The sequence below is a fragment of the Vibrio rhodolitus genome, assembly GCF_003350325.1.
GTDB lineage: Bacteria > Pseudomonadota > Gammaproteobacteria > Enterobacterales > Vibrionaceae > Vibrio > Vibrio rhodolitus.
In genome coordinates this window covers 11,590-35,343 of sequence record NZ_QLYZ01000010.1, presented here as the reverse complement: position 1 = coordinate 35,343, position 23,754 = coordinate 11,590, and the positions used below count along the sequence as shown (strand labels likewise).

General features: G+C 42.0%; 17 protein-coding genes and 1 pseudogene. 6 read left to right on the top strand and 12 right to left on the bottom strand.

Annotated elements, in window-relative coordinates:
- Positions 1–157: 157 nt before the first annotated feature.
- From DPF93_RS11035 to yecR, 9 genes and pseudogenes are all read right to left on the bottom strand, one after another.
- Complete coding sequence (locus DPF93_RS11035; protein ID WP_114766226.1) at positions 158–1,060, bottom strand: LysR family transcriptional regulator; 903 nt, start codon at positions 1,058–1,060, stop codon at positions 158–160.
- A 274-nt stretch (positions 1,061–1,334) separates the two neighbouring features.
- Positions 1,335–2,090, bottom strand: a complete 756-nt coding sequence (locus DPF93_RS11030; RefSeq protein WP_114766225.1) for a LutC/YkgG family protein — start codon at positions 2,088–2,090, stop codon at positions 1,335–1,337.
- 11 nt (positions 2,091–2,101) lie between these two features.
- Complete coding sequence (locus DPF93_RS11025; protein WP_114766224.1) at positions 2,102–3,517, bottom strand: LutB/LldF family L-lactate oxidation iron-sulfur protein; 1,416 nt, start codon at positions 3,515–3,517, stop codon at positions 2,102–2,104.
- 12 nt (positions 3,518–3,529) lie between these two features.
- On the bottom strand, positions 3,530–4,249 hold the full coding sequence (locus DPF93_RS11020) for a (Fe-S)-binding protein (RefSeq protein ID WP_114766223.1): 720 nt from the start codon (positions 4,247–4,249) through the stop codon (positions 3,530–3,532).
- A gap of 98 nt (positions 4,250–4,347) precedes the next feature.
- A complete protein-coding gene (locus tag DPF93_RS11015) occupies positions 4,348–5,943 on the bottom strand; it encodes an L-lactate permease (protein ID WP_279628068.1) in 1,596 nt (531 codons plus the stop codon).
- Between the two features lie 459 nt (positions 5,944–6,402).
- Positions 6,403–6,606: pseudogene (locus tag DPF93_RS21470) on the bottom strand (enoyl-CoA hydratase/isomerase family protein); the annotation flags it as partial.
- A 115-nt stretch (positions 6,607–6,721) separates the two neighbouring features.
- Complete coding sequence (locus DPF93_RS11005) at positions 6,722–7,141, bottom strand: universal stress protein (RefSeq protein ID WP_114766320.1); 420 nt, start codon at positions 7,139–7,141, stop codon at positions 6,722–6,724.
- Between the two features lie 113 nt (positions 7,142–7,254).
- A complete protein-coding gene (locus DPF93_RS11000) occupies positions 7,255–8,874 on the bottom strand; it encodes a methyl-accepting chemotaxis protein (protein ID WP_114766221.1) in 1,620 nt (539 codons plus the stop codon).
- Between the two features lie 421 nt (positions 8,875–9,295).
- Entirely contained in the window at positions 9,296–9,613 is a 318-nt protein-coding gene (gene yecR / locus DPF93_RS10995; protein ID WP_114766220.1) for a YecR family lipoprotein, read from the bottom strand.
- A gap of 682 nt (positions 9,614–10,295) precedes the next feature.
- On the opposite strand from yecR, the gene DPF93_RS10990 reads away from it, so the two are divergent.
- From DPF93_RS10990 to DPF93_RS10975, 4 genes are all read left to right on the top strand, one after another.
- Positions 10,296–11,768 (top strand): alanine/glycine:cation symporter family protein, encoded by a 1,473-nt coding sequence (locus DPF93_RS10990; RefSeq protein WP_114766219.1) that lies wholly within the window; start codon positions 10,296–10,298, stop codon positions 11,766–11,768.
- Positions 11,769–12,175: 407 nt separating this feature from the next.
- On the top strand, positions 12,176–13,219 hold the full coding sequence (locus DPF93_RS10985) for a hypothetical protein (protein ID WP_114766218.1): 1,044 nt from the start codon (positions 12,176–12,178) through the stop codon (positions 13,217–13,219).
- Positions 13,219–14,886 (top strand): hypothetical protein, encoded by a 1,668-nt coding sequence (locus tag DPF93_RS21365; RefSeq protein WP_208638783.1) that lies wholly within the window; start codon positions 13,219–13,221, stop codon positions 14,884–14,886. The genes DPF93_RS10985 and DPF93_RS21365 overlap by 1 nt, the downstream gene beginning before the upstream one ends.
- Positions 14,777–15,487, top strand: coding sequence for a hypothetical protein (locus DPF93_RS10975; RefSeq protein ID WP_114766217.1), 711 nt, complete (start codon positions 14,777–14,779; stop codon positions 15,485–15,487). Before DPF93_RS21365 ends, DPF93_RS10975 begins: the two co-directional genes overlap by 110 nt.
- A 71-nt stretch (positions 15,488–15,558) precedes the next feature.
- Here DPF93_RS10975 and DPF93_RS21320 read toward each other — a convergent pair whose 3' ends face one another.
- The 3 genes from DPF93_RS21320 to DPF93_RS10965 all read right to left on the bottom strand — a co-directional run bounded on the left by DPF93_RS21320 (position 15,559) and on the right by DPF93_RS10965 (position 19,705).
- Entirely contained in the window at positions 15,559–15,714 is a 156-nt protein-coding gene (locus DPF93_RS21320; RefSeq protein ID WP_164675351.1) for a hypothetical protein, read from the bottom strand.
- Positions 15,715–15,721: 7 nt separating this feature from the next.
- Positions 15,722–17,428, bottom strand: a complete 1,707-nt coding sequence (locus DPF93_RS10970) for a class I SAM-dependent methyltransferase (RefSeq protein ID WP_114766216.1) — start codon at positions 17,426–17,428, stop codon at positions 15,722–15,724.
- A 300-nt stretch (positions 17,429–17,728) separates the two neighbouring features.
- Complete coding sequence (locus DPF93_RS10965) at positions 17,729–19,705, bottom strand: AIPR family protein (RefSeq protein ID WP_208638782.1); 1,977 nt, start codon at positions 19,703–19,705, stop codon at positions 17,729–17,731.
- A 964-nt stretch (positions 19,706–20,669) separates the two neighbouring features.
- Between DPF93_RS10965 and DPF93_RS10960 the strand changes: the two genes are divergently transcribed.
- Together DPF93_RS10960 and DPF93_RS10955 are read left to right on the top strand one after the other, a co-directional pair.
- Positions 20,670–21,989 carry a DNA double-strand break repair nuclease NurA gene (locus tag DPF93_RS10960; protein WP_114766214.1) on the top strand — a complete coding sequence of 440 codons (1,320 nt, stop codon included), beginning with the start codon at positions 20,670–20,672 and terminating at the stop codon, positions 21,987–21,989.
- 2 nt (positions 21,990–21,991) lie between these two features.
- Entirely contained in the window at positions 21,992–23,716 is a 1,725-nt protein-coding gene (locus DPF93_RS10955; RefSeq protein WP_114766213.1) for an ATP-binding protein, read from the top strand.
- The last annotated feature ends 38 nt before the right edge of the window (positions 23,717–23,754 follow it).

Genomic DNA, 23,754 nt, shown 5'->3' with positions numbered 1-23,754 from the left:
TTTGATTCCACTTCATATTACTCATCTATTTTTCTTTTGATGTGACCATGGTCTTAGTAAGAAATATATAAGATGACATTGTTCACAAATAGAAAAACAATCGTGAATTTTACACTAAAAACTGACCTAGCTTAGTAACAATGCGTACCGCAACAGCCTAAAATCGCTCTTGCATCGCAAGGTAGCGCTGGCGAATATGTTCAATCAAAACTTGAATACGTTTGGCAGGTTTTCTGGTGTATGGATACACCGCATAGACCCCAACCACTTTGGCACTGTGCGGTTTAAGCACTTCAACTAGGTTACCCTGCTGAATATCATCGTAAATTAGGCACATTGGTAAGTAGGCAATACCATTACCAGCGAGCACCGACTTGCGCAGCGCCGCGGCATTATTGGATGAAAAGTTACCGTTGACTTTAACAGTATAAACGTCGCTGTTGTTTTTAAACTGCCACTCAAAGGTGCCGCCACTTTCGTGGGTGTAACCTAAACAATTGTGTTTACGCAGATCATTGGGTAGCTCTGGCGAGCCATGCTCTGCTAGATAGTCTGGCGAGGCACACACCGCCCAATGCGAGTTGAAGATAAAACGCGCGATCAAGCTGGAGTCTTCGAGATAACCCGTGCGGATCACGAGGTCGTAATTGTCCGCTATCAAATCGACAAAATTATTGTCCATCGCCATATCCACGGTTAGACCTGGATTTTGCTGACAAAAATCAGAAATAGCTTCCGCGAGCAATAGCTCACCTGAAATGGTCGGCACCGACATACGAATATGACCTGAAAGGTTTTCGTTGTAGCCAGTCACCGCATCAAATGCCGCTTTCGCTGTGGCATTAATGTCTTTGGCGCGGTAGTAAAGCACTTCACCCGCTTCGGTGAGCGTCAGTTTACGGGTGGTGCGATAAAGCAACTGAGTACCTAAATCACTCTCAAGTTTGCTGACTCGCTTGCTCACCATCGATTTAGTGATGTGGTTCGCCTGTGCAACTTGACTAAAAGAGCCATGCTCTACAACTTGGGTAAATAAAACCAGATCATCTATCTGTGCCATCACATGCTCTTTATGCCTAATAACTCATTGAATCAATTATACACCCAAGTAATTTCAATACTTAACTGGATTGCGTTGATACAATTAAAAAGGCACACCCTAAAATAATAGAGTGTGCCTTATTGCTCTACTTCCTGTTCCCATTGAGTAATGGGTAAAGAGTTCCCAAAGAGCAAATTCTTACCTGCGTGACGTGACACCATCACGTCTTGTTAACGTCACTTTCCTAGCGTTGATACTTTTTTAGCGTTGATTACTTTCCTAACGTAGATAGTCACATATCATCAATAATCACATAGGTCGCAAATACTGGACCGTGTACCCCGACCACCTTAATTAGCTCGATATCGGCGGTGGAACTTGGACCCGAGATGAAGTTAACGCAAGATGGCACTCGCTCACCTTGGCTGGCTTTTTGATGCAATAGCGCGGCTGCTTGGGTTAAGCGAGGCATCAGGTTGCTCTTAGCCACCACAAAGACCGAGGCTTCTGGTAATAAGCTCACCGCTCGACCTTGATTCACTTGGCTATAAAGTACCATGGTACCGGACTCTGCCAATGCCTGCTCTGCAAGCACAATGCCGACTTTAGCGCGCTCAGCAATGGTTACATTCGCCTCAAAACCTGCCGCAGCATCCCAAACATGCACGCTATGCTGATCTGTTTCTAATGCTTGCGGTGAGACTAGCTCAAGCAACTCTGCCGAGGCTGACAAAATAGTCTCACCTGTAAGCGCTTCACCTAGCTCATCTTTGCAATAATCTAGGCACACCTGTTTTAACGTCGCTTCCAGTTCCGCTTTCGTTGTCACCACCGCATGCGCACCGAGCGATGTTTCAGTGTAACGGACCAATTCATCTTTTAGCTCATCTTGGCTAAAACTTGCCATGACCTCTTTTTGGCAGGTATGGCGCAGCGCTGGACGCTCCACTTCTGTCACTGGCTTGTCACGCCCAAGTTGGTGTGCAATGTTAGCCAGAAATGAAGTGCGGTTGTGCAAACGCTGCTCTCTATCTGTAGTATTAGACATGCCCATCACTCCTATTTCTTCTCTCGAGATTCAAACCAACTGCGGAACGACTCGCCGTCAGGCTCCGGCAAGTCACGAGTTTGTGACCACTTACCAATCACGCCAACATTAAACGGCATTTTGCCATTTTTGATCAGCATGCCGCCCATCACCGCGCCCACTTTGACACCGAGGTTCCACACCAGTGGCGTCGCATTAGCAATGGTAAAGCCCTTCACCACCGCACGTTCGCTTAGCGGTGTAATGCCTTGCTCACCCATTTTTTCGCGGTGTTTAAGCAGCAAATCGGATAACGGAATCTTCACCGGACAAACATCGTGACACGCTTTGCACAAGCTGCACGCGTATGGCAATTCTTTAAAGTCATCATAGCCGCCAAGCAGTGGCGATAGCACCGCACCAATTGGACCGGAGTAGATTGAACCATAAGACTGACCGCCAATATGACGATAAGCTGGGCAGGTATTCACACAGGCTGCGCAGCGCACGCAACGTAAAATGTCGCGAAACTCTGAGCCGAGGATATCCGAGCGACCATTATCGACAATCACAAGATGAAACTCTTCTGGACCATCACACTGATCGTCCTCACGTGGTCCGGTTAACGCAGTAACATAACCGGTCAACGGCAGTCCCACTGCACTGCGGCACAGCAAGCTAATCACAATATCCAACTCTTCAAAAGTTGGCACCATGCGCTCCATGCCCATCACGGCGATGTGGGTTTTCGGCAAGCTAGTGGCAAGACGGGCGTTACCTTCGTTGGTCACCAGCGCAACCGTACCTGACTCAGCAACGGCAAAGTTACAACCGGTAATACCAATATCCGCTTCTAAAAAGTCATGGCGGATATGATTACGCACAAAGCGAGTCATCTCTTCCGGATCATCACTGCCTTGATAGTTAAGCTTGTCTTTAAAGATGTCTTTAATCTGAGTGCGGTTTTTGTGCAGCGCCGGGACCACGATGTGTGACGGTGGATCGCAATCATCAACTTGCAGAATGTATTCGCCCAAGTCGGTTTCAATCACTTCACAGTCATTACGCTGAATCATTTGGTTCAGACCGATCTCTTCGGTCACCATCGATTTCGATTTCACCACTTTCTTGGCGTTTTTCGCCTTGAGGATGCCTTCAATATAATCGGTCGCATCTTGCGCGGTTTTGGCAAAGAAAACATGCCCGCCATTATCGAGCACTTTTTCACTCAACTGATGCAGGTAATAATCCAAATTTTCCAGTACGTGATTGCGAATATCCATCCCCATTTCACGCCACTGTTCCCAGTTACCTAGCTTATCTGCGGCAATCTGACGATTGGCGAACATACGCTCTTGAGCATTAGCGACCGATTTAAGCATGAAGTCGTCTTTCATATGCACATCGATACGCTGCTTAAAACTTTCGTTACTGGTTTTCATCGACATAACCAATCACTCCTATCGGCTTAGCAGCACATCAACAATGTGCATTACTTTCACTGGCTTGCCTTCACGTGAAATGCGACCACCAATATTGAGTAGACAACTGCTGTCAGCGCCAATCAAAAAGTCCGGTTCAACTTCACTAATATGCTGCACCTTCTCTTTGACCATCTCGCCAGAGATTTCTGCCATCTTGACCGAGAACGTACCGCCAAAGCCGCAACAGGTTTCTTGATTTTTAATTGGCAACATTTCTAAGCCTTCAACCGCGCCTAGTAGCGCCAAAGGCTCTTCACGCACACCCAATTTACGGATCAAACTGCATGATGGGTGGTACACCGCACGACCTTTAAGGCGAGCGCCAACATTAGTCACACCGAGCTCATTGACGATAAACTGAGTGAGCTCATACAAACGGTCAGCCACATTTTGTGCTCGCACTGCCCATTCTGGTTCATCGGCTAAATACTCTGGGTATTTCTTGATCGCTGCTGCACAAGATCCCGCAGGAGTCACGATTGGGTAGTCATTGCCTTCAAACGCTTCAATCAAATTTTTCATCGCTGGTTTGCTCTGCTCGATGTAGCCACTATTGAGTGAAGGCTGACCACAGCAACCCTGCTTTTTAGGGAATAAAATTTCGCAACCGAGCTCTTCAAGCAGTAACACGGTTTTCTTTGCAACTTCAGACTTCACTGTGTCGCAAATACAGGTGACAAAGAAGTTAATCTTCATAACATTGCTCCGATTAAGGAATTTTTTATAGATATATTTATTTGTTTAAGCGTAGTGCTCTGCACAAACTCGAGTGCTACGCATTTCAATATTTTTACTTACAGCGCCAAACTTACAACGGCGACGATTGCGCCATACAACACCATTGGCACCACGGTACGCTTGATGATGTAACCTTCTTGGTTAGAAATACCTAAGATGGTGGAAACCGCGATAATGTTATTGATACACACCATATTGCCCATCGCGCCGCCAACCGATTGCAGCGCCAACACCAAATGCTCTGGCAAGCCAACGTTATGTGCGATGGTTTGCTGAATACCACCAAAGGTAAGGTTTGAAACCGTCGCTGAGCCTGAGAAGAAAGCGCCGAGCGCGCCAAGATATGAAGCGAAGAACTGCCAGTTGGTGCCCATCAAATCAGAGAATGCGCGACCTGTGGTCATGATTGGTGAGTTGCTGCCGCCCATCATCATAAACTTGACCATGATGAGCGCGCCCACCAAGGCAATAAACGGAATTTTGATTCGGCTACCCGTCTCAGCAAACACTTGTGTGACTTGCGAGCGCGACATGCTGAAGATAAAAATTGAAACAAACACCACCAGCAAAAATGGGATAAGCGCTGGCACGTAAAGTGTTTTGTATGACCACGCAGCATCAGTACCAAGAATATGAGCAAACTTGATGATAAGCGCATGGCTTAGGCTAAATTCCCCCAGCGAACCGAGATTCAAGCTAAACATTGGGGTCGTATCAGTAAGCAGAGCTTTGATGCCCAATTGCTGGATACGGGTAACAATCAAAATGGCGATCAGCAGTAGTGTTGGACTCATCGCTTTGAACACTTGGGCAAAGGTAACTTGAGCACTAGGTTGCTCACTCTGCTCAGCGCGTTTTTCCATACCAATATTGTAGCGAGCAAGCACAACCGAGAGAGCCAAACCAATTGCGCCCCCTACAAGAGCAGGAAACTCATAATTCCACTGGGCAAACAAAACGTAAGGCACAGTGCAAGAGAGCACACTTAATTGAATAAAGATAAGGTTGCGTCTGATGGCTTGCCAATCCACCACAAAACTCAGCGCAATAACGGGGATCACAAACGCTGCGACAGTATGCAAAATAGCCGAGTACTGACCGATATTTAACAGCGCCGCTTCATCCAAACCTAGACCAGCAAAGCCAAACCAAGTCGGCGTACCCACCGCGCCAAAAGAAACCGGTACTGAGTTCATCACCAATGCCAGCATCGCCACACGCAGCGCGGGAAAGCCTAACCCAACCAGAATCGGTGCGGCGATCGCCGCCGGTGTACCAAAACCAGAAGCACCTTCAATCATAAAAGCGAACGCCCAGCCGATGATCATCAACTGCGCCACTTGGTTACGGCTGATGCTCTCTAGCCAATAACGAATCACGGTTTCAGCGCCAGTAATGGCAATGGTGCGGTTAAGTAAAATAGCGCCAGCAATAATTGAAATTGGGGTAATAGCAGAAAGGGAGCCAGCAATAATATTAGCGATTAAATGGGTGCTATCTGCACCGAAGTAGAAAAGTTGAATCAGTCCGATCAGTAATGCAGTCAGAGGTAGTGCAATGTGCGACGGTAAAGCGTTTTTCTTGGTCATCATCCAGATTAATAAAATAATCGGAATGGTAGAAATAATCAGGTTTAGCATTCTTTTGTCCACGACATAGTTATTTTTGTTAATGATTAACACCTAGATAAAGTAAATATCTGGTGCAAATTCGATAACCTTTGTAGTGCCCCACATCTTAGACAAATTTAACATTCACGCTATAACTAAAAAATTCCACCGATTTTAAAGACCTTAACTTTTGTGATGCCTTACAGATTGTAGTTTTACAATCCCAGATACAACCGAATAAAAACAACAACTTATCACTACACCTCATTTCACCCACCTTCTTATTGTCGCCATTTTGGAAACAATCAAAGTCAGATTGAAAACCAATAACATTTGAAATCAATATTTAACATTATGAACAACCACTATCTAATTGAAAAAAGAATATTAATTAATTGGTTTTAAGTAAAAATATTAATAGGAATATAAAAATACCCAGAGAGTGAGCAACCATCTGGGTATATGAAAGTGTTTTATCTAGTTAAGGCAATTAAGATTAGCTTATTGGCTAAGCTCTGCCGCTGTATCAACAAAGATGCCTTGAATATCTTTCGCCTCGCGTTCTGTTTGTCCGCCATGTTTCAAGAACGCAGCAATGATCGCTGGTGTGGTTTACAAAAACGCGTCCAACTCAGCTTTTGGTACAAATTGAGTAATGATGTTGCGTTGCTCTGCTTGCTGCACAGTAAAATCATTACCCAGCAATTGCCTCAGCAGCACTCACAGCAACTATCACAGTAACAGCAAAAAGGGATACCGCGTGGTATCCCTTAGTTTGTCGATTCTAGCGACCTGATTTCGCTCAGTAATTCGATGTCAGCTAGACTGGCACAACCAAAATATCCACCGTCGCTTTATTAAGTAGGCGGCGCGAGTAAGAAATAAAGTGGCTAATAAAGTCATGGTGGTGACCACAAATGATCAAATCCACTTCTTGCTCTTTGGTAATGTCTTTTAGCTTATCGGCTAAATCTCCGGTACCAACAAAGAAATGCGCTATTGGATGATCGGTATATTTTTGAAACTTATGCAGATAGTCCATAGCATGCAGATTAAGTGGTCGCTGCTCTGGCTCGGCTTGAATATCCACCAGCTCGGGATAGACCTCTCCAATATTGCCATCAACATGAATAAACGAGACTTTTGACCCTACCATTTCTGCAAGAGAAACCGCTCTATCGATCAGCACTTTGCTTTCATCAGAGAGATCTAACGCCACAAGAATATGCTTGTATTTCATATCTACGCCCTCAGCTAAGTTTTCATTAACGAGCATAGCGCTAGCCTGAGTAAAATAGTGTCATCAAGATCGCGAATTATTAAAAAAGCACAGATATTCTGCGTTTTTTATCTCTAGGCGACAGTGAAAAATGACAACTGCTGCTTTTGCGATTCTGCAAGCTCTGATAACTGCCGTGAAGCACTTACACTTTGGGTAATACCGGCAGTATTAATACTGATAATGTCGGAAATATTATTGATATTGCTGTTTAATTCCATCGTCACTTGAGACTGCTCTTCAGAGGCTGTAGCCACTAAAGTATTAATTTCCGTAATCTCAGAAATAGAGCCCGCTATTGAATGCAGCGCCGCATTAACCTCTTGCGCGAGCTCTTGGTTACGCTCGACTAAGTTTAAGCAGGTATCCATGCTGACATTGGCTTTTTCAGATTGCTGTTGCAACTCTTCAATGATCGATTGAATTTCCGAGGTTGAATCAGAGGTACGCTTAGCAAGCATACGCACTTCATCTGCCACCACAGCAAAGCCTCGACCAGACTCACCAGCTCGGGCTGCTTCAATCGCGGCATTCAGCGCCAATAAGTTAGTTTGCTCTGAAATAGAGCGGATCACATCAATCACAGTGCTGATCTTATCAGACTGATTTTTCACCGACAGAACTATGTCCGCCATTTCCGCAAGGCTGATGCTGACATCCTTATTCGCGGCAAAGCTTTGATTAAATATTGCCACCCCTTTCTCAGTAATACCTTCAATTTGACGCGACTTTTCATCAGCCATAACAGCATTGTCACGCACATTATCAGCGGTGCTCGACAGCTCGTTAATTGCCGATGCAACCAACAACACTTCATTACTCTCTTTGTGGGCGTTACCCTCAGCATCTTCCATAATAGCGGAAAGCTCGGTCGATGCTGCCGCAACCTCATCACTAACGGTTAGTAGACTTTGCACCGTAGAAGAAAGGTTAATACATGACTTTTGCAGGTCTTTGTTCAACACGAACACTTCATTGGTACCATTACAGTCCAAATCGATCTCTGCCAAATTGCCACGCGCTAACAAGTTGATGTTTCTCTGAGCGCCAAGGATAGGTTTAACAATCTGCGTAGAAAGCAGGTAAGCAACCAAAGTGATCACCCCCAATACGGTCAAACACGCCATTAGGCTCATCATAATCATGCGCTCTAACGCTTGATAAGAATGTTCAATCTGCTGCTCTGCCGATGTTTTGATTGTCTCGCTAAGATCAAATACCGAAGCGACCATTTGATTACCTGCCTCGGTCGCCTGTAAATCATACTTTTGCCACTCTGCTTGAGAAAGCCGCCCCTCTTGATACTCTTCTTTTTTAACGTATAGATTTTGGGCAAAATAAGCGTATTTATTGATGTAGTCTAGTGTCTCGTCTGCGTGCGCTTTTATTACCTCAATCTCTTGTAATGAGTTCATATTCGCCGTAATGCTGCGCAGCCAGTTATCAACATCTTTACTGTAGTTATTATTATGAACAAAAGAGGATGACGTTAAGATCAGACGAATTTTATAAGTATCCTCGATAACCTTTGCTATCAAGCCTTCCTCATCTAATACTTCAATAAAACTTGTATTCAGTGACTCCACATTGCTTTTGATATTATAAAAAGAAAACGCGCTCATGGAGGCAATGCAGATCCCCATGACAATAGCCGGCAGCAAGACCAGGTATCTTATCGATATATTATTTAACATTTACTCTCCCCCCCGAGAGTGACAATTGTTAAGTTCGTATAATGTGCTTTTGGAAACATATGGTTACAAAGCGCACGCACTATAGCGATCAATATGAAATTGCTTTACTACTTTTTGGATAATAATTTTTATCAAAAGGATAGAATTAAAATGCGATGAATAGTTAATCAGCTAACTCGCGTGAATTTAATTTATTGATTTACTAGCGGCGATTTAATATTCACCCACAAGATAAATTCTCGTCTAGTGATAGAAATAACAAGAATTTCAGATATAGAAAAAATCACGCTGTCAATCGTAAATTTTATAAATAACAGAAAGTCGATAGGAAAATATGTGTTTAATAAGAGGTGAAATAAAAGTTAAGAGAGAAACACACAAATACAAAAAAGGGGCAAGATGCCCCCAAAGTGAATCACTATTAATTTGTGCACTGATAGATTTGCGTATAGCGCGTATTTACACAGCCAAGTAACTTGTCTTTACGTGCACAATGATCAAGCGGAATCCCTAAGCTTTGAGCGCTTTTAAAGCCCCACGCACGACAACCATCTATCGCCATATCAAGCGCTTGCTGCTCATCAACCACTGCTTGTTGAAGCAAACCTTCATCATAAGCGATAGTGATTACTGCATCACTTTTGCTGCCATCAGTAACAAACCATTCTTTATTTACTGGGTTCGCACAACCCGCCAGCGTCGCTGCTGCCAATAGCGCAACAGTTAGTTTGAATCTCATTGCTCTTAATCGTATTCGAATTCTATAAAAGGTGGCGCATTTTACACAACAAACGCCATTTCGCATTACAAAAATATTGGCAACGATTGTTTATTTTTCACCAACAAACCAAGCCCAAAACGATCTTTACAAAAAGGTGCTCGACAACCAAAAACACATTCTCATTGATTAAGAAACCGAACAGCAATATTCGAAATTGACTGATAACTTTGGATGGTGGCTACGTAGACAAAAATTCATAAATTAAGACTATCAAGCAGCCTATTCCATGAATTCCATAATCACAAAACGTCTAGCAAACGTTTGCAAACGAAGTTGAATAGATTAGAAAACGAGCAAAGATCCCCTTCAAGATAAGCGTTGATATCACCCTATTTCTTACATAGTGATAAAAAAGCAAAATGAACTAAGCAGAGAAGATTGCTGATCGCGCTCGATGAAACTAGAATCCAGCGGATTAATTTACGAACTGGTTGGCATTTTGTAAATCAAATGCACTGACTAGGCTCATTTGACAAATGCAGTACCAAGGAGAAAAGCAAAGCTCGACAATTTAGCGTTAACTATTCACCGCTTTAAAACAGCACCTATAAACATAACAAAACGAATAGTTAAATTGCTCATCAACTAAGAATATTCCCATTAGTTCTATTTAATAGATCATCATATACAGGAAATTAATATGATCGTTGCGAATGAATCGTGGCTAGCTGCGTTAAACACGGGGTTAAATAACGTAGTAGGCGCCATCAATGGCGTACTTTGGGGCCAAGTGCTGGTATATCTACTGGTAATCGTGGGCGTATACTTCACTGTTCGTCTTGGTTTTATTCAACTGCGTCAATTCAAGCACGCGGTTCAAATCTTAAAAAGTGGTCGCGAAGTCGACCAAGGTCTTAGCTCTTACCAAGTTTTCTGCACCTCTATGGCTGCCCGCGTCGGCACTGGTAACATGGCAGGTGTCGCTGTTGCACTAACGGTTGGTGGCCCGGGCGCTATCTTCTGGATGTGGCTTATTGCCCTATTTGGCATGTCGACAGCGTTTATCGAATCTACTCTCGCTCAACTTTACAAAGTTAAAGACGTTGACGGTCAATACCGTGGCGGCCCCGCTTACTACATGGAAAAAGGGCTTGGACAACGTTGGATGGGCTCACTTTTCTCGATCTTTTTGATCATTGCGTTTGGTTTGGTTTTCAATGCCGTGCAAGCCAACACCATCACAGGCGCACTTAGCCACTCATTTGGTTTTAATGAAACCATTGTTGGCGTGATCATCGTAGTGTGTTCTGCCTTTGTGATTATGGGCGGCATTACTAAAGTGGCGAAAGCTTCCACCAGCATCGTACCTGTGATGGCGATCGGTTACTTAGCTATCGCGCTTGTTATCGTACTGATGAACATCACTGAAGTTCCTGCAGTATTGGCTTACATCGTTAAGAGCGCATTTGGCTGGCAAGAAGCGGCAGCAGGCGGCGTGGCATTTACTATCTCGCAAGCCATGCAAAGCGGTATCGCGCGTGGTTTGTTCTCAAACGAAGCGGGTATGGGCTCGGCGGCTAACGTAGCGGCAAGTGCAACACCAAACCCGAACCACCCAGCTTCACAAGGCTTTGTACAAATGCTGGGCGTATTTGCCGATACACTCGTGATCTGTACCGCTTCTGCTGCGATGATCATGCTAAGTGGCGTGATGGATCAACCAGATGCGGCAACGGGCATTGGTCTACTGCAACAAGCGCTAACCAATGAGCTTGGCTCTTGGACAACCTACTTTATGGCAGCGGCTATCATCCTATTCTGTTTCTCGTCAATCATTGCCAACTACAGCTATGCTGAAACCAACGTGATGTTCCTAAACGGTAACAGCAAAAAAGGTTTGATGGCGTTTCGCGCTTGTGTTCTCGGTATGGTGATGTTTGGCTCGGTAGCTTCTCTACCTGTGGTTTGGAACCTAGCAGATGCATCAATGGGCGCAATGGCGCTAATCAACATCATCGCACTGGTATTGCTTTCTAAACTGGCCATCAAAGTAGTGAAAGACTACGAAGAACAACTTAAAGCTGGCAAAACACCAACCTTCGATCGCTCTAAGTTCCCTGAACTGGATGATTTAGAAGAAGCATGGCAAGGCACGCCTGTAGAAGTGAAGTAATCATGCTATTTGCTTCAGCACAAATTAAGTAAGTGCTGAGCGATTAGATAACAATACGAGCTAAAAAACCGCCTCTTTCTGAGCTCATTTTGAAAGAGGCGGTTTTGTTCATGGTTAAAGCGAACCCTCTCATTGCTGTAAACGAGTTCGCCTTTAAACTTTTGAATAAGATAAAGCTGTACTGAACGTCAAATCAGATTTTACCCAATTATATAAATTGAATTACCCCGTAATATAACTCTCCTTTTTACAAACAATGGTGCAAAATCGTAGAACATAACGTTAGCGCGCCCCGTATTGACAACATTGACATTTACGACAATTAAAACAAACACTTAACTTACAGTAAATCATGCTATAAAATGCGTGGGAAAATAAAGCCAATCTCAATTTATTATATATTTATCATGAGCTTATATAAAATTCCAATTTGTACTTTTTTCAGTGCAATATTGTTTGGTTGTAGCAATTTCTCGGGCATCGCAACTAATAGCCTTAAAATGCCTTTGTCCCAAACAGCAGAGACAGAGACAGAGACAGAGACAGAGACAACGGTTAAGCCAAGTAAGTTAGCTGTCAAAGAGCATCAAGAAAAAAATGAAATAACACAAAGTACCAACAAGCAAACATCAATAAACAAGCCTGATGAACAAAACGATCATCAGGAGCAACAGAAAGCACCTTTACCAGACAAAAAAGATTCAGTCGAACAAGAACAACTCAGAGAGAAAGATGCTTCGCCTCAACCAGAGGCTCTCCCTGCGCAAGAACCGAAAGATCTGGCTCTTGAGAAAGCATTACCAACAGAGCCAGAGATAAAAGCGGATAAAAAGACAGAAGTCGTTCCGGCTCCGGTTGAGGAAACAAGGCAATTCGAGCCACAAACGTTCCCTGATTTCTATGCCCCAGAAAAATTCGGTCACCCGCTTCAACACTCGAAAAAGCTAACGTTTATGATTGGCGAAGATTCTAAAGGCTCTTACCTCTATGGCGAAGGCCCTATTATCGAAGGCGCGTACGATAAATTTTTAAAGTATGTCAATCATTACCAAAAGCTAGGGATCAATCTCGACAGGTTAATGCTTCACAGTCCTGGAGGTGTATTAAATGAAGGCATTCTAATTGGTGAGTACATTCTCAAAAATCAATGGAACACTGATGCTGATAAATACATGCGTTGCTACTCCACATGTGGCTTTATTTATGCTGCGGGCTCCCAAAAACGCATACAAAGTGGAGCCGAGGTAGGTTTTCATAGACCATATCTACCAAACAAAGCAGATACGCCTGAGTTCATAGAACAAGTATATAAAGAATACCAAAACTACTGGAAAGCCGTATCTGGATCACCGGCTTTATACAATAAGTTTATGCGTGAGTATGGCAGACATGATATGTACATACTTAATAACCGCAATATCCAAAAATACATGATTGTAGAGAAATATTAATGACCGAAAACGTTATCATGAACCCAAGCGAGTACGGCGCTAAAAACCAGACTCTAGATACGTTTAAAAGAAAAATACCCGATCACATATTCTTGCACATTATGCTGTTTGTAATGGGTATTCTGATAGTGATCTTTAACGTTAAGGGTTATGAAGTTCTCTTTCATGCAGAGCCTCTAATACCCTTTATCCCAATTTCACCTTTTGGAATCCTACTTGGTTGTGCCGAATTCGCCGTACTTATTTGGACATCAGCCGTAATTAAAGAATGGAGCGTATCAAGCCGAGTTCTAAAAGTATCGATGTTTATACTCGTACCTTCATTTTGGTTTTTGTGCTATTCGGGCGTCAATAGCTATTTAGACTCTCTTGCGACGGCTGAGATCCGAAAAGTTGAAGAAGCCAAAAAACTCACATCAAACAGCGAACAATACTTAAATACATTAAGTCAAAACGCTGATAAATATGAGCGCCAACTAACAGAACTGCGTAGAGAACAAGCACAGATCAACGAACAGATTTCATTTAAAAACAACCAGATTCAAGAACTAAGTGACAAAGCAAGTGCGCGACGCTTAAAAGCGATCGATTGTTCTATCGTACCTGACTGTGCATCCTCGGTACGTGCATTTGAGAACCAGGCTGAACGTATCGCAAGTGATGTCAAAAATCTCGACAGCACACGTAACATGAATCAAAACCGACTATCAAAACTGCAAGATGATCTAAATAGAACCCAGACGGAAATCGACAGAATAAAACTAACAAATACTCAAAATATGAACGAGTTCGCGGGCACAGAATCTGGTTTTACTCTAAAAAAAGCAGCTTACGAAAAGGCAGTGGTATCAATTCTATCCATTGCCAATATAAGTGTAGAGAAGCCTTTTGATTTGTTCATGATGCTTGTTTCTGGCTTGATCTACCCTGTGTATTTCTTGCTTAACCTATTTATCTCTCTTAACTCAGAAGCTAATAAAGCAGCCCGAGAAAAGAGGATTGAAAGCAAGAAAATCAAGCACACACTGCTACAAAGCCTAGCCAGATATCTTAGAGCTCGAATGCTTCGTAAGAAGAAAGTGAGTTTAGAAAATTTAGCCGATAACCTAAAACTAAGAAGAAAACGAAAATCGCGCCGTGAAGTTACTTATAAAAAGATGATGAAGTACCTTCGCGTATGGGCGCATCGCCGCAAGAAAACAAAACTAATCGAGGTAGAGAAAATCGTCGAGATCCCAACCGAAATTGAGGTTGAGAAAATTGTTGAAGTGGAAGTACCTGTCGAAGTTGAGGTAGATAAGATCATTGAAATAGAAAAAATTGTTGAGAAAGAGGTAGAAGTCGAAAAAATCGTTGAAGTCGAAAGAATCGTTGAAAAAGAAGTAGCGATAGAAGTGGAGCGTATTGTTGAAGTTCCGACTGAAGTTCCCGTGTATGTCGACAAAATAAAGAAAGTACCGGAACCAATGTTTATCAACGACCCACAAATTATCATTCATGAAAGAATTATTCCTGTTCCTGCTGACATTACAGGACAAGAGCTAGAGGAATTACTAAATGCGCAGCCTCGACTTAACTCGACTACAAGAGATTCGGAGACAAAAGGCGATTCAACAAGCGAATCAACAACCAACGCAGACTTCCACGAACTCAACAAAGCCGTTTAGTTTTCCTTTTGAACAAGCTAACGGAATAGGACCAGCTCAAAACGATGACGCTCCGTCTCACGCTCAAACTGGAGAGACAGTTGAAACGCAAATTACTCAAATCGGGCAACAGACCGAACTTGAAAAGCAAAGGCAAAAACTTTTAAAAGAGAAGACAAGAAGCCACTATGCGGAGCTAGATAAGGAAAACCTAGCTAGAAAAATAGAGGAAACTCGAAAAAGAGCCGCTATAGCAAAAGCTGAAGCAGTTTCATTTGAGTCTAGCGCTCAAAAAGCAAGCAAGGATGAAGCTTGGAACAGTAGAGTAGATAGAGCATTACGATGGCTGAGAGTCGCATTTTTAGCAGTCTTATTGCTTGTCTTACTTTTTGCCTCCGCTCTTGGTTTGTACTATCTATATCGCATGGTAACGGAAGAGCCTATTATCAAAACAGTAACTGAAACTGTCACAGAAACTGTAGAAAAAGAAGTTATTCCCGAAGAGTGTACGCAGGTAAGACGCAACGGAAAAATCTATGTCAGTTGCGATGGAGTCACAGTAAAAGGAGCCTCAACGATAGCCGAAAGTGGAGTCGATGAAATTCCCGAACTAATCGAATAGATATAAGGAGTTCCCTATTTATGGGAACTCCATTTTATTTGGTTCAACAAATCAAATAGAGGAGTTAGGAGCTAGCTTTTCTTCAAGCTGATCACTTTTACCCCAACATAGATCCCCAGAACAATACTCGCCACTGCGGTGAAACCATGTGGCGATAATGCGGGCATTGAAACTAAAAGTTGAGTATCGTTTCCACCTTGAGCCATCACTGCTGCCGCACTCTGCATCTTTACACTACCATTCAGAAACTAATAGACGGCTTTTTACACCTTTAATTTGTAATCCCATAGCCTCGAAAACCTCAGCAAAGTCATTACAGTGAGCTGACAAGTTAGGCAGAGAAAACTTAGCTTCCGTAAAAAAGCGCTGTTGATGCTCATCGCAGCCCCACGCAATCTGCCACCAATCTATGATTCGCTGCTGTGATTCAGCTAAACGCTTAGTCGTGGGCACGCGGTCACTTTTACTTTGATTTTCACTCGATGAAGTAGGTAATAGGTTCCACTTGTCATTATTTGGCCAGTAAGCGAATGGCAAGCAATGATCAACGTCATATTTCCCCTTAAGTACGGAATTACTCCAAACATTTGGAATATTGACACCCTGCACTCGCAACTCTTCCACACGCTTTCGCACATCACGGGTATCACGAGTCGAATCAATCCAAACCAAGCATTCATGATAGGTTTGCAAGGCAATATTTCGGCTGCGATTGAGCTCAAAGCGTTGCATCTCACGAACCCACTGATTGACTACCAGAGGTTCAATCCAAGAGTGATACAGCCTAAAGCAATCCCACAGCTTCTCATCAAGAATGAATTGACCATACCCAGCAAAAAATTCGCTATCTAAGATGATAGAATCATAGTGCGCTCTGCGTTTACCAACTGACTGTATCTCAAATAGCTTATTGGATTTGTCACCTTGGTAGATAAAGGTTACCGGTCCAACTTTGATGGTATTAAGTGTTTGGGTAAATAGTTTTTGTATCGCTGCTGCTGCTTCTCCCATAAAAAGGGAACCAATAGAGAAATCATCTGCAGCGAGGTGCTTAAGCTTGTTCCATCCATCATCTTTGACAAAACCTAGTCCCTTGCTCGTATTCGAGTTTTGTTGAATACCTGCTCCCTCGATATCAACATCAATCAGACGCTTAAACTGCCGAATCCAATACAGAGCGACAAGCCCTGCCGAAATCGCTACCTTGCCATCACTACGATCGAGTACCGCACCTGGGTGTGCATCAGCAATACGCAGTAAAGTTCGCAGTAGTGCAAGTTTGTACGTTGCAGATTTACTGTCATTGACGATAACCCGACGAACAGTATTTAGATTGCCTGAACCATCATCCGGTAGAGTGAGGACGACGGTCTGCCATGAGACGCTTGTCCTATTGAGCTTATCTGCACTCTCAGAGACCGATTGCACGTGTAGAGCATGCTCGCTGGCCAATTTTTCCAATTCTTCAACCGAAACAGGGTAACTTTGGCGCCCATCGGTAAACTCACCATGACGCAGGCTTATCACGAGCTTGCCGTTGGCAGACAATAGATTTGATAGTTTACGAAATGCCCTAGCACGCACTGAAGGCGCTAGATGCATCCATACCGCACTCACCAATATGAGGTCAAAGCGCATCCCAAGGTTATTTACTTTTTTAAGCGCCGGTAATGAGTCATTCAACCATGTGACATCAGGACCGGTATTGTGCTTACCTATTTGGCGCAGCGCATCACTTGGTTCAACGGCAATAACCTCACAGCGTTGCTCACTCATCCACTTGGCATCACGTCCCGACCCTGCACCAATATCTAGTACACTGGCGCGAGATTGTGGCCAATAACGCTTCCATGATTGATGCACAGACTCAAAGTCGAGACCATCATATTGCTTCGCCAACTCAGCTGCATTTTTGTCGTAAAAAGAATATGTTAAAACCATAAGCCATGCCGTATACCAATCTAAACCGATGATATACGCGTTCGAATGTAATGGCGATAAAGTAGTAAAAAAGTATTGAGTTATGTGCGGATTATCATATAGGTGGTTAATGACAGGATGTGAAAAAAAACCCCGGCATTTCTGCTAGGGCTTAGGATTCAGTATGGAAGATACTTTAATAAAAGCTATTTAGACAGACTATAAAGCAATATCACTATGTTAACTTCATAGCACAATGCTACAGTTGCTATGAGCAAAATTAACAGCTAGCTCTTTCGAAAAAAGCTCGATATCATGAATTTATTTTTCATCGACATCTCCATTCTCATCAAAAACCCCAGCCTCCATCGCTTTTAGCATTACTGGAATTGCATGTTTGAGTTGCTTGTCACTAGGCGTTTTCATCCAGTTATTTGCAGCATATTGAGCTAATGTCATAGTTACCTGAGCAGATAACGTTGTGGTAGTATTATTAAGCATAGCCCAACCAGCCGCACGCTTCCATTGAGTAGATGTGTATTCATTATATTTAAAATAATCTTGTGACTCACCTACTTCCATATCGACATTATTAACAACTTCGCTTCTTTCAGGAAATATAAACTGATGACTTCTCATATTATCAAGCTTATGACTAACATATACCCAGCAGTCTTCTTTTTTGCACCACTCTGTAATATTTTGACCATTAGATGATTCTCTAATTAATGCATCAATATCTAATACCAAACTTGTGAGATAATCTATCATCTCATCACTAATTTTCTGTTGTGACCAGACCATATCTAAATCAATACAATCATCATATAGGTATGAGAGTGAAGAAAACGTGTAGTTAGTTATCTCACTTCGGTGACCAGAAAGCTCTTTACGACAAATTTTCTGGATTGAAGATTGAATTATTCTTTTTGAAATCATTGACTTAAAGAAAGAAACTGAAGGCTCACTGGTTTTTCCTTGCCCACTAGTTATTTCATCAATCTCCAGCATAAATTTAGAAAAATTCTTCTGGGCTCCAGTGGTTACTTGGAATGGTTTTCTTTGCCAGCCAACATAAATCTTTGCCAAATCTGTTTTCGACAGTTTCTGGCTTTTAGGATATATAGTAATAAACTCTTTTTTCTTTTTAGGTGTTGTTCCCTCTTTAAATAACTCCTCGTCATATGAACCTCGAGCCCTTTCATAAAACCATTTTGATTTTTCTCCCGGAACCCAAATTTCTCTCGACAAACGTTCAAACCAAATATGAAATCGATGGTTAGCCGACAAATCAGCAACTTGAACATTGTTCTGTGAGTTAGCATATTTAGATATTAATGGAACTATCTCCTCTAATAAGTCCTCTGATACTTTAGTTATCTTTACCGATACGTTAATTTGAGATATATCTGCTTTATCTTGTTTCGCGGTTCTATGTATAGACGCCGTAGTTTGAGCGCCATTAACGATTTGAAACCCCCTCATTTTATGTATCCTGAGCTGACCATCTAAGGAGGCTACTTCTATTTCATCAGCTGTAGCTACAAGACCATTGTTATATGCCATAAACCTTTGGGGTTGATTTTTTATCGTATCTCGAATTCCTCTATTAATCTTTCCCCTATTGGATAGAAATGATCGAACATTGAATTCAAAAAGCTGGGCGCCATATTTCTCATATAGATTAAATAACAACTCGCCGGTAAATATAGCCAAGTAGGTGCCATATTCAGAAACTGCGGGTTTCATTTCCAGACAATCTAACGGTCTACCTAACAGCTTTTGATCTTCAAAGTCGATCAATATATTATCCCTAGAGTGCTTTGTATCCAGTAGCCTTTCGAGCCGCGTAATGTCGTATACATCGACATCGACATCACAGCCTACCGATGTGTCATCATTAAACGTCGTTTCCCAATCTGTAAACTTTCCGTTAGTTAAAACATAGATCTGTATATAAGTTATTTTGTTTCTGTAGTTAAGTAACGTTTCGATTTGAGAATCATTAGCTAGATCTCCAGATAAAGAACTGAGATCATTCTCTAGCAGAGATTTAGCACCTCTCAAAGCCTCATAAGCAGATTTTTTTATTACTTCTCGTGGTACTGTTTTAGGTTTGACTTCGTCAATAAAAATAGAAGTGACAACGTCTAGTCGCTCAAATTCTTCATTATAGAATGCAGATATAAAACTCTTCCGATTCCGTCCTCCAATCTGAATTGATGGCGTCAATTCACAGTCCGGAATAACTTGGGAATCAACAAGAAGCCCATGCGCGATTGACCCAAAAGCTAACATTTGCGCGGCCTTTGGAGCCCAATCTATGTACTCTTCGGAAACCAATTCAGTAGTTTGTTCCCGGAGCTCAGAGTAAAAAATGTCTGTGTTTGAAATCATAAAATCTTAATAACATAAAATATCAACAATCATGCCGTTAATATTATCTGTATAATAATAAAGTTGGTAGATCGATTTCACAATACGCTCAATATTTCCTGACTCTTCCTTGCTTTAAATCACTTTTACGAGATTATTAGCACTTTTGAGAACAACCGTATGCCGAATATGAATCATCATTCGATTGACAAATGTTTAGGAGTTCAAGAAATGTAATTTGCACTAAGTTCTGCTTTGTTGCTTACAGTTGGGCTATGATACACCCTATCTAGACACAGTTAATTATTAAACGAGTGCTAATTTTATGTATGAAAGTGTAATGTTTCGCTGCATTCACGACCTCTTAAAACAAAAATCCTATTTCTGGGTCCTTAGAAGCATTCAAAATGAATTGCTTAGACAGACTTGTTCCTTTCTGCCCCCTTTTTTGCAGAGAGGCGATCAGTGCAGGACGTTTAACCCGAACAGCATCATCGATGCTCCCATCGTTCATGGTCTCCATCACATTTGACTTCTGTTATTTTGCGACATCTCAGGTTAATTGAATCATTACTTTGTTGTCTGTACAAAAACACACTTAACTATGGTATAAGCTCTTATCGCTTATCGTAATCACCCTATTTTCTGTAGTGCAGCGCAGAACTCAAACTATAGCTTTATTAAACGACTTTAAACTGATTGCCTCACAAATATATAAGGTATTTGATCATAACCCTTAACGTTTGTAGCAGATCAGATCATAGTTTCTATATTTAGTTCTATCGATTTATCTATCAAAGCCACACCGCTCTTGTAGCTGCCGAGTGACATAAAGTATGCTTAAGTTAAACCAGCCAATTGTCTTTATTATTTAGTGGATTAACGAATGGATCCTATTGAATCCCGCATTAACGAGTTAGATTTCTCGGGTCGTTTTTTAGAGGCCCTCATTCATCAGACACAGAATGAAACTGGAATGGATTTTTTGGATATATTAACCCGCACATCCAAAGTCCTTCGACAATGTTTGTTAGAAGCAGACATGATAAAAACTGTTAAAGTTAGTTCTGCTGAATTTTGGAAGGGTCAAAGGGGAAAAAAACTGTCCTTTATCGATGGAGGCGTATCATCAGTTCAATTACCAGTGGCAAATCTTATTGGTATTCGAGCTGGCTCTTATACTGTCGAGTTAGGAAAGAGTTTAGAGGATAAAGAAAGAGAAAAGTTTGATATCAAAGGGTGTATTGTTGACGATCTATTTAACTCAGAGTTAATGGAAGATGATTTTGACGATACATCAACACTAACCGACGCAGCAAGAATGCTTGTTGAGATTCTTGCAACAGAATCGGTAGTATTAAATGATCCAACCATAAATGCTGTATTTGTACATGGTCCTCTTATAAATCCAGCGGCTCCCTATGGTCGCCAAGGTACTTCATATACCCCAGGGTTCCCAAACTTCAGTAAAGATGGTCAAGACCAGTTTTCTGACATTTCCATTGGGTTTAAGAATTCTGACGATTCTGATAAAAAACATTTCATATCAGCATATAGAGCCGTATTGGAGCGCTTATACCAATCCAAAACACTGGTAGCGGGTGTGGTAGAGAGACCTGCTAAGCGCTCAGTGGCTGTAGTAAATACATTATTGGACAATCTCCACAAAAATGGACTGCTTAGCAAAACAGCTAGAGCTGAATTCAAGACACGAATCGACTTTCTACAACAGCACAAAATGGGAGATGCGCTAATATTTTCAGTCGTGCTGGCGCCCGGAGAATACATAATGCCGTTTCGAGTAGAGAGACAAGGCGGAAGAGGAAAGTGGCCTCAAAAGTGGGCAGGAAATATCGAAAGAATTCCAAACCCAATGGTCGCTTTTTTGAGAACATCAGCAGAATCAGATGTTGTTAGATTGGAATGCTTCGAAAGTTCTACAACTGAAGAACAGATTTATTTATGTGAACTCACAATGAAAATGTCTCAGCTACTACCCAAATACTCCTTTCCAGTTGGATTAGACATCGTCGACAAGGAAGCGAAAGTTCCCCGATGGTTAACTAAAGGAATAGAATCTCAATATGGCATAGCAATGTTAAGAGAAGCATTAAAGAGCAAAAACCCTGATGATATTCACTACGCAAAACGTATTCTTTTAGCCAATGGGAGAGATTGGCTTTTCAGACCTAAAGCGGGAATTTAATTATGAGTAAATGGACTAGAGTCGGCTTGATTGTTGGTAGTACCTCTGTGACTAGTTTCAAGTTTGTTATCACAGAATTAGCTGCAAAAGTCGGAGATATTGTCGCGACAGAAGTGACAGTACCCACAACTATTGAGGGCAATACGCAAACTGTTTACGTTTGGGGACGAGTTACTGGTATAGAACGATTTAACCCCTTTTTCCCATCGGAAGCAGCTACAGAGCTTGTTAAATCAACCGTTGATATAGCAGATACGCCGTTATCAACATTACGAGATCATCTAGTCGGTGAGGTTTTGATTCTTGGCAGAACGGCTGCAGATATATCCGACACTTTAGAAATATCTCCCTTAACTTATCCAGTAAAACCCTCCGGATACGTATATAGTCCACCTCAAAATGTGCTTCATAGGCTGTTAGTCGGCAATAATACCGATGAAAAACGTCTGGCTCTCGGGAACTTAATAGGAAGAAATGATGTTGAGGTGAGTCTATCTGCTACCCAAGTTGTTGCCCGTCATATGGCAATTTTAGCAATGACTGGTGGAGGGAAAACTGTAGCGTCTCGACAAATTATCAGCGAAACAGCTCAACATGGTTATCCAGTTGTCATTATGGATCCCCATGGGGATTACTTAGGTCTTTGGGAGAAACAGAAAGAATTACTCAAGGGAACTAAAGTTCGACTTTTTTATCCATCTATCTGGGTCTCTGAGGAAAATATAGACACCATTGCATCCCTAGTTGAAAAAATGGGCACCAAGTTAACTGATGCACAGATGCCGATACATCATAAAGCACTTTATGACAACGAGTTCCTATCAGCTGAGTCAGCTATCGATTTCTTGGAACGAGTATCAGCAAAACTCGATAATTGGGGTAAAGATGAGGAAAAAAGAAAAGATGCCGGTTTTAGCGAAAGATCTGTCTGGCCAGTTAGACGAAATATCCGCAATGTAATTACAAAACTGAAAAGGATGGAAGAAAACAATGCTCGGTTAAGAGAACTATTAAACGATTATGACTTTGAGCCGATGCCGGATCCAATAACGAGTCCGGAAAAAATTGTAGCTCCAAATCAAATATCAATTTTTTATCTTTCTGGGTTCGACCATTTAGCGCAGAGTACAATTGCTTCAATCGTGTTAGAAAATCTTTTTGAACACCGAGCTTCATTACAGAATACGATCCCTCCTTATCTTGCAGTAATTGAAGAAGCGCACAATTTTATACCTAGCAGGAATGAAGGAACATCTGAAACCCCTTCGCTACCTACAATTCGTAGGATGATCACCGAAGGACGAAAATTTGGAACCGGACTATTAATTATATCTCAAAGACCCTCACGCCTTGATGAAACCACACTAGCAATGTGTAATACTTTTTTAGTTTTGAGGTTAGTCAACCCTAAAGACAAGTCCTTTGTTCGTTCTGTTATGGAAAACCTTTCTGAATCGGATGCAAATATTCTACAGTCCTTCGGTCGTGGGCAAGGTTTAATTAGCGGACAGGCTGTAAAATTCCCGATGTTAGTTCAGGTCAATTTCAACCCAGAGCTTATCAGTGACAAAATTGGTAACGAGGATAATTTTTTTTCCCAAGTAGAAAATTTTAGTCTTTCTACAAAACAGAGCGTTAAACAAAAGAACGACGAGCGAACAAAAGATCTTCCTGATACTAAAAAGACAAAACACAGACGTAAAATGTCACAGCGTAGCCCTCTTTAAAACTATAGTGTATATTTTCAGCGCCTTGTAAAATAACG

Bases quoted from the DNA above. Each gene is read 5' to 3' on its own strand.
- yecR (WP_114766220.1), bottom strand. From the start codon at position 9,613: ATGAGATTCAAACTAACTGTTGCGCTATTGGCAGCAGCGACGCTGGCG.
- DPF93_RS11030 (WP_114766225.1), bottom strand. From the start codon at position 2,090: ATGTCTAATACTACAGATAGAGAGCAGCGTTTGCACAACCGCACTTCA.
- DPF93_RS21365 (WP_208638783.1), top strand. From the start codon at position 13,219: ATGACCGAAAACGTTATCATGAACCCAAGCGAGTACGGCGCTAAAAAC.
- DPF93_RS10965 (WP_208638782.1), bottom strand. From the start codon at position 19,705: ATGTTAGCTTTTGGGTCAATCGCGCATGGGCTTCTTGTTGATTCCCAA.
- DPF93_RS11000 (WP_114766221.1), bottom strand. From the start codon at position 8,874: ATGTTAAATAATATATCGATAAGATACCTGGTCTTGCTGCCGGCTATT.
- DPF93_RS21320 (WP_164675351.1), bottom strand. From the start codon at position 15,714: ATGCAGAGTGCGGCAGCAGTGATGGCTCAAGGTGGAAACGATACTCAA.
- DPF93_RS11025 (WP_114766224.1), bottom strand. From the start codon at position 3,517: ATGTCGATGAAAACCAGTAACGAAAGTTTTAAGCAGCGTATCGATGTG.
- DPF93_RS11005 (WP_114766320.1), bottom strand. From the start codon at position 7,141: ATGAAATACAAGCATATTCTTGTGGCGTTAGATCTCTCTGATGAAAGC.
- DPF93_RS10970 (WP_114766216.1), bottom strand. From the start codon at position 17,428: ATGGTTTTAACATATTCTTTTTACGACAAAAATGCAGCTGAGTTGGCG.
- DPF93_RS10990 (WP_114766219.1), top strand. From the start codon at position 10,296: ATGATCGTTGCGAATGAATCGTGGCTAGCTGCGTTAAACACGGGGTTA.
- DPF93_RS11020 (WP_114766223.1), bottom strand. From the start codon at position 4,249: ATGAAGATTAACTTCTTTGTCACCTGTATTTGCGACACAGTGAAGTCT.
- DPF93_RS10955 (WP_114766213.1), top strand. From the start codon at position 21,992: ATGAGTAAATGGACTAGAGTCGGCTTGATTGTTGGTAGTACCTCTGTG.
- DPF93_RS10985 (WP_114766218.1), top strand. From the start codon at position 12,176: ATGAGCTTATATAAAATTCCAATTTGTACTTTTTTCAGTGCAATATTG.
- DPF93_RS10960 (WP_114766214.1), top strand. From the start codon at position 20,670: ATGGATCCTATTGAATCCCGCATTAACGAGTTAGATTTCTCGGGTCGT.
- DPF93_RS10975 (WP_114766217.1), top strand. From the start codon at position 14,777: ATGCGCAGCCTCGACTTAACTCGACTACAAGAGATTCGGAGACAAAAG.
- DPF93_RS11035 (WP_114766226.1), bottom strand. From the start codon at position 1,060: ATGGCACAGATAGATGATCTGGTTTTATTTACCCAAGTTGTAGAGCAT.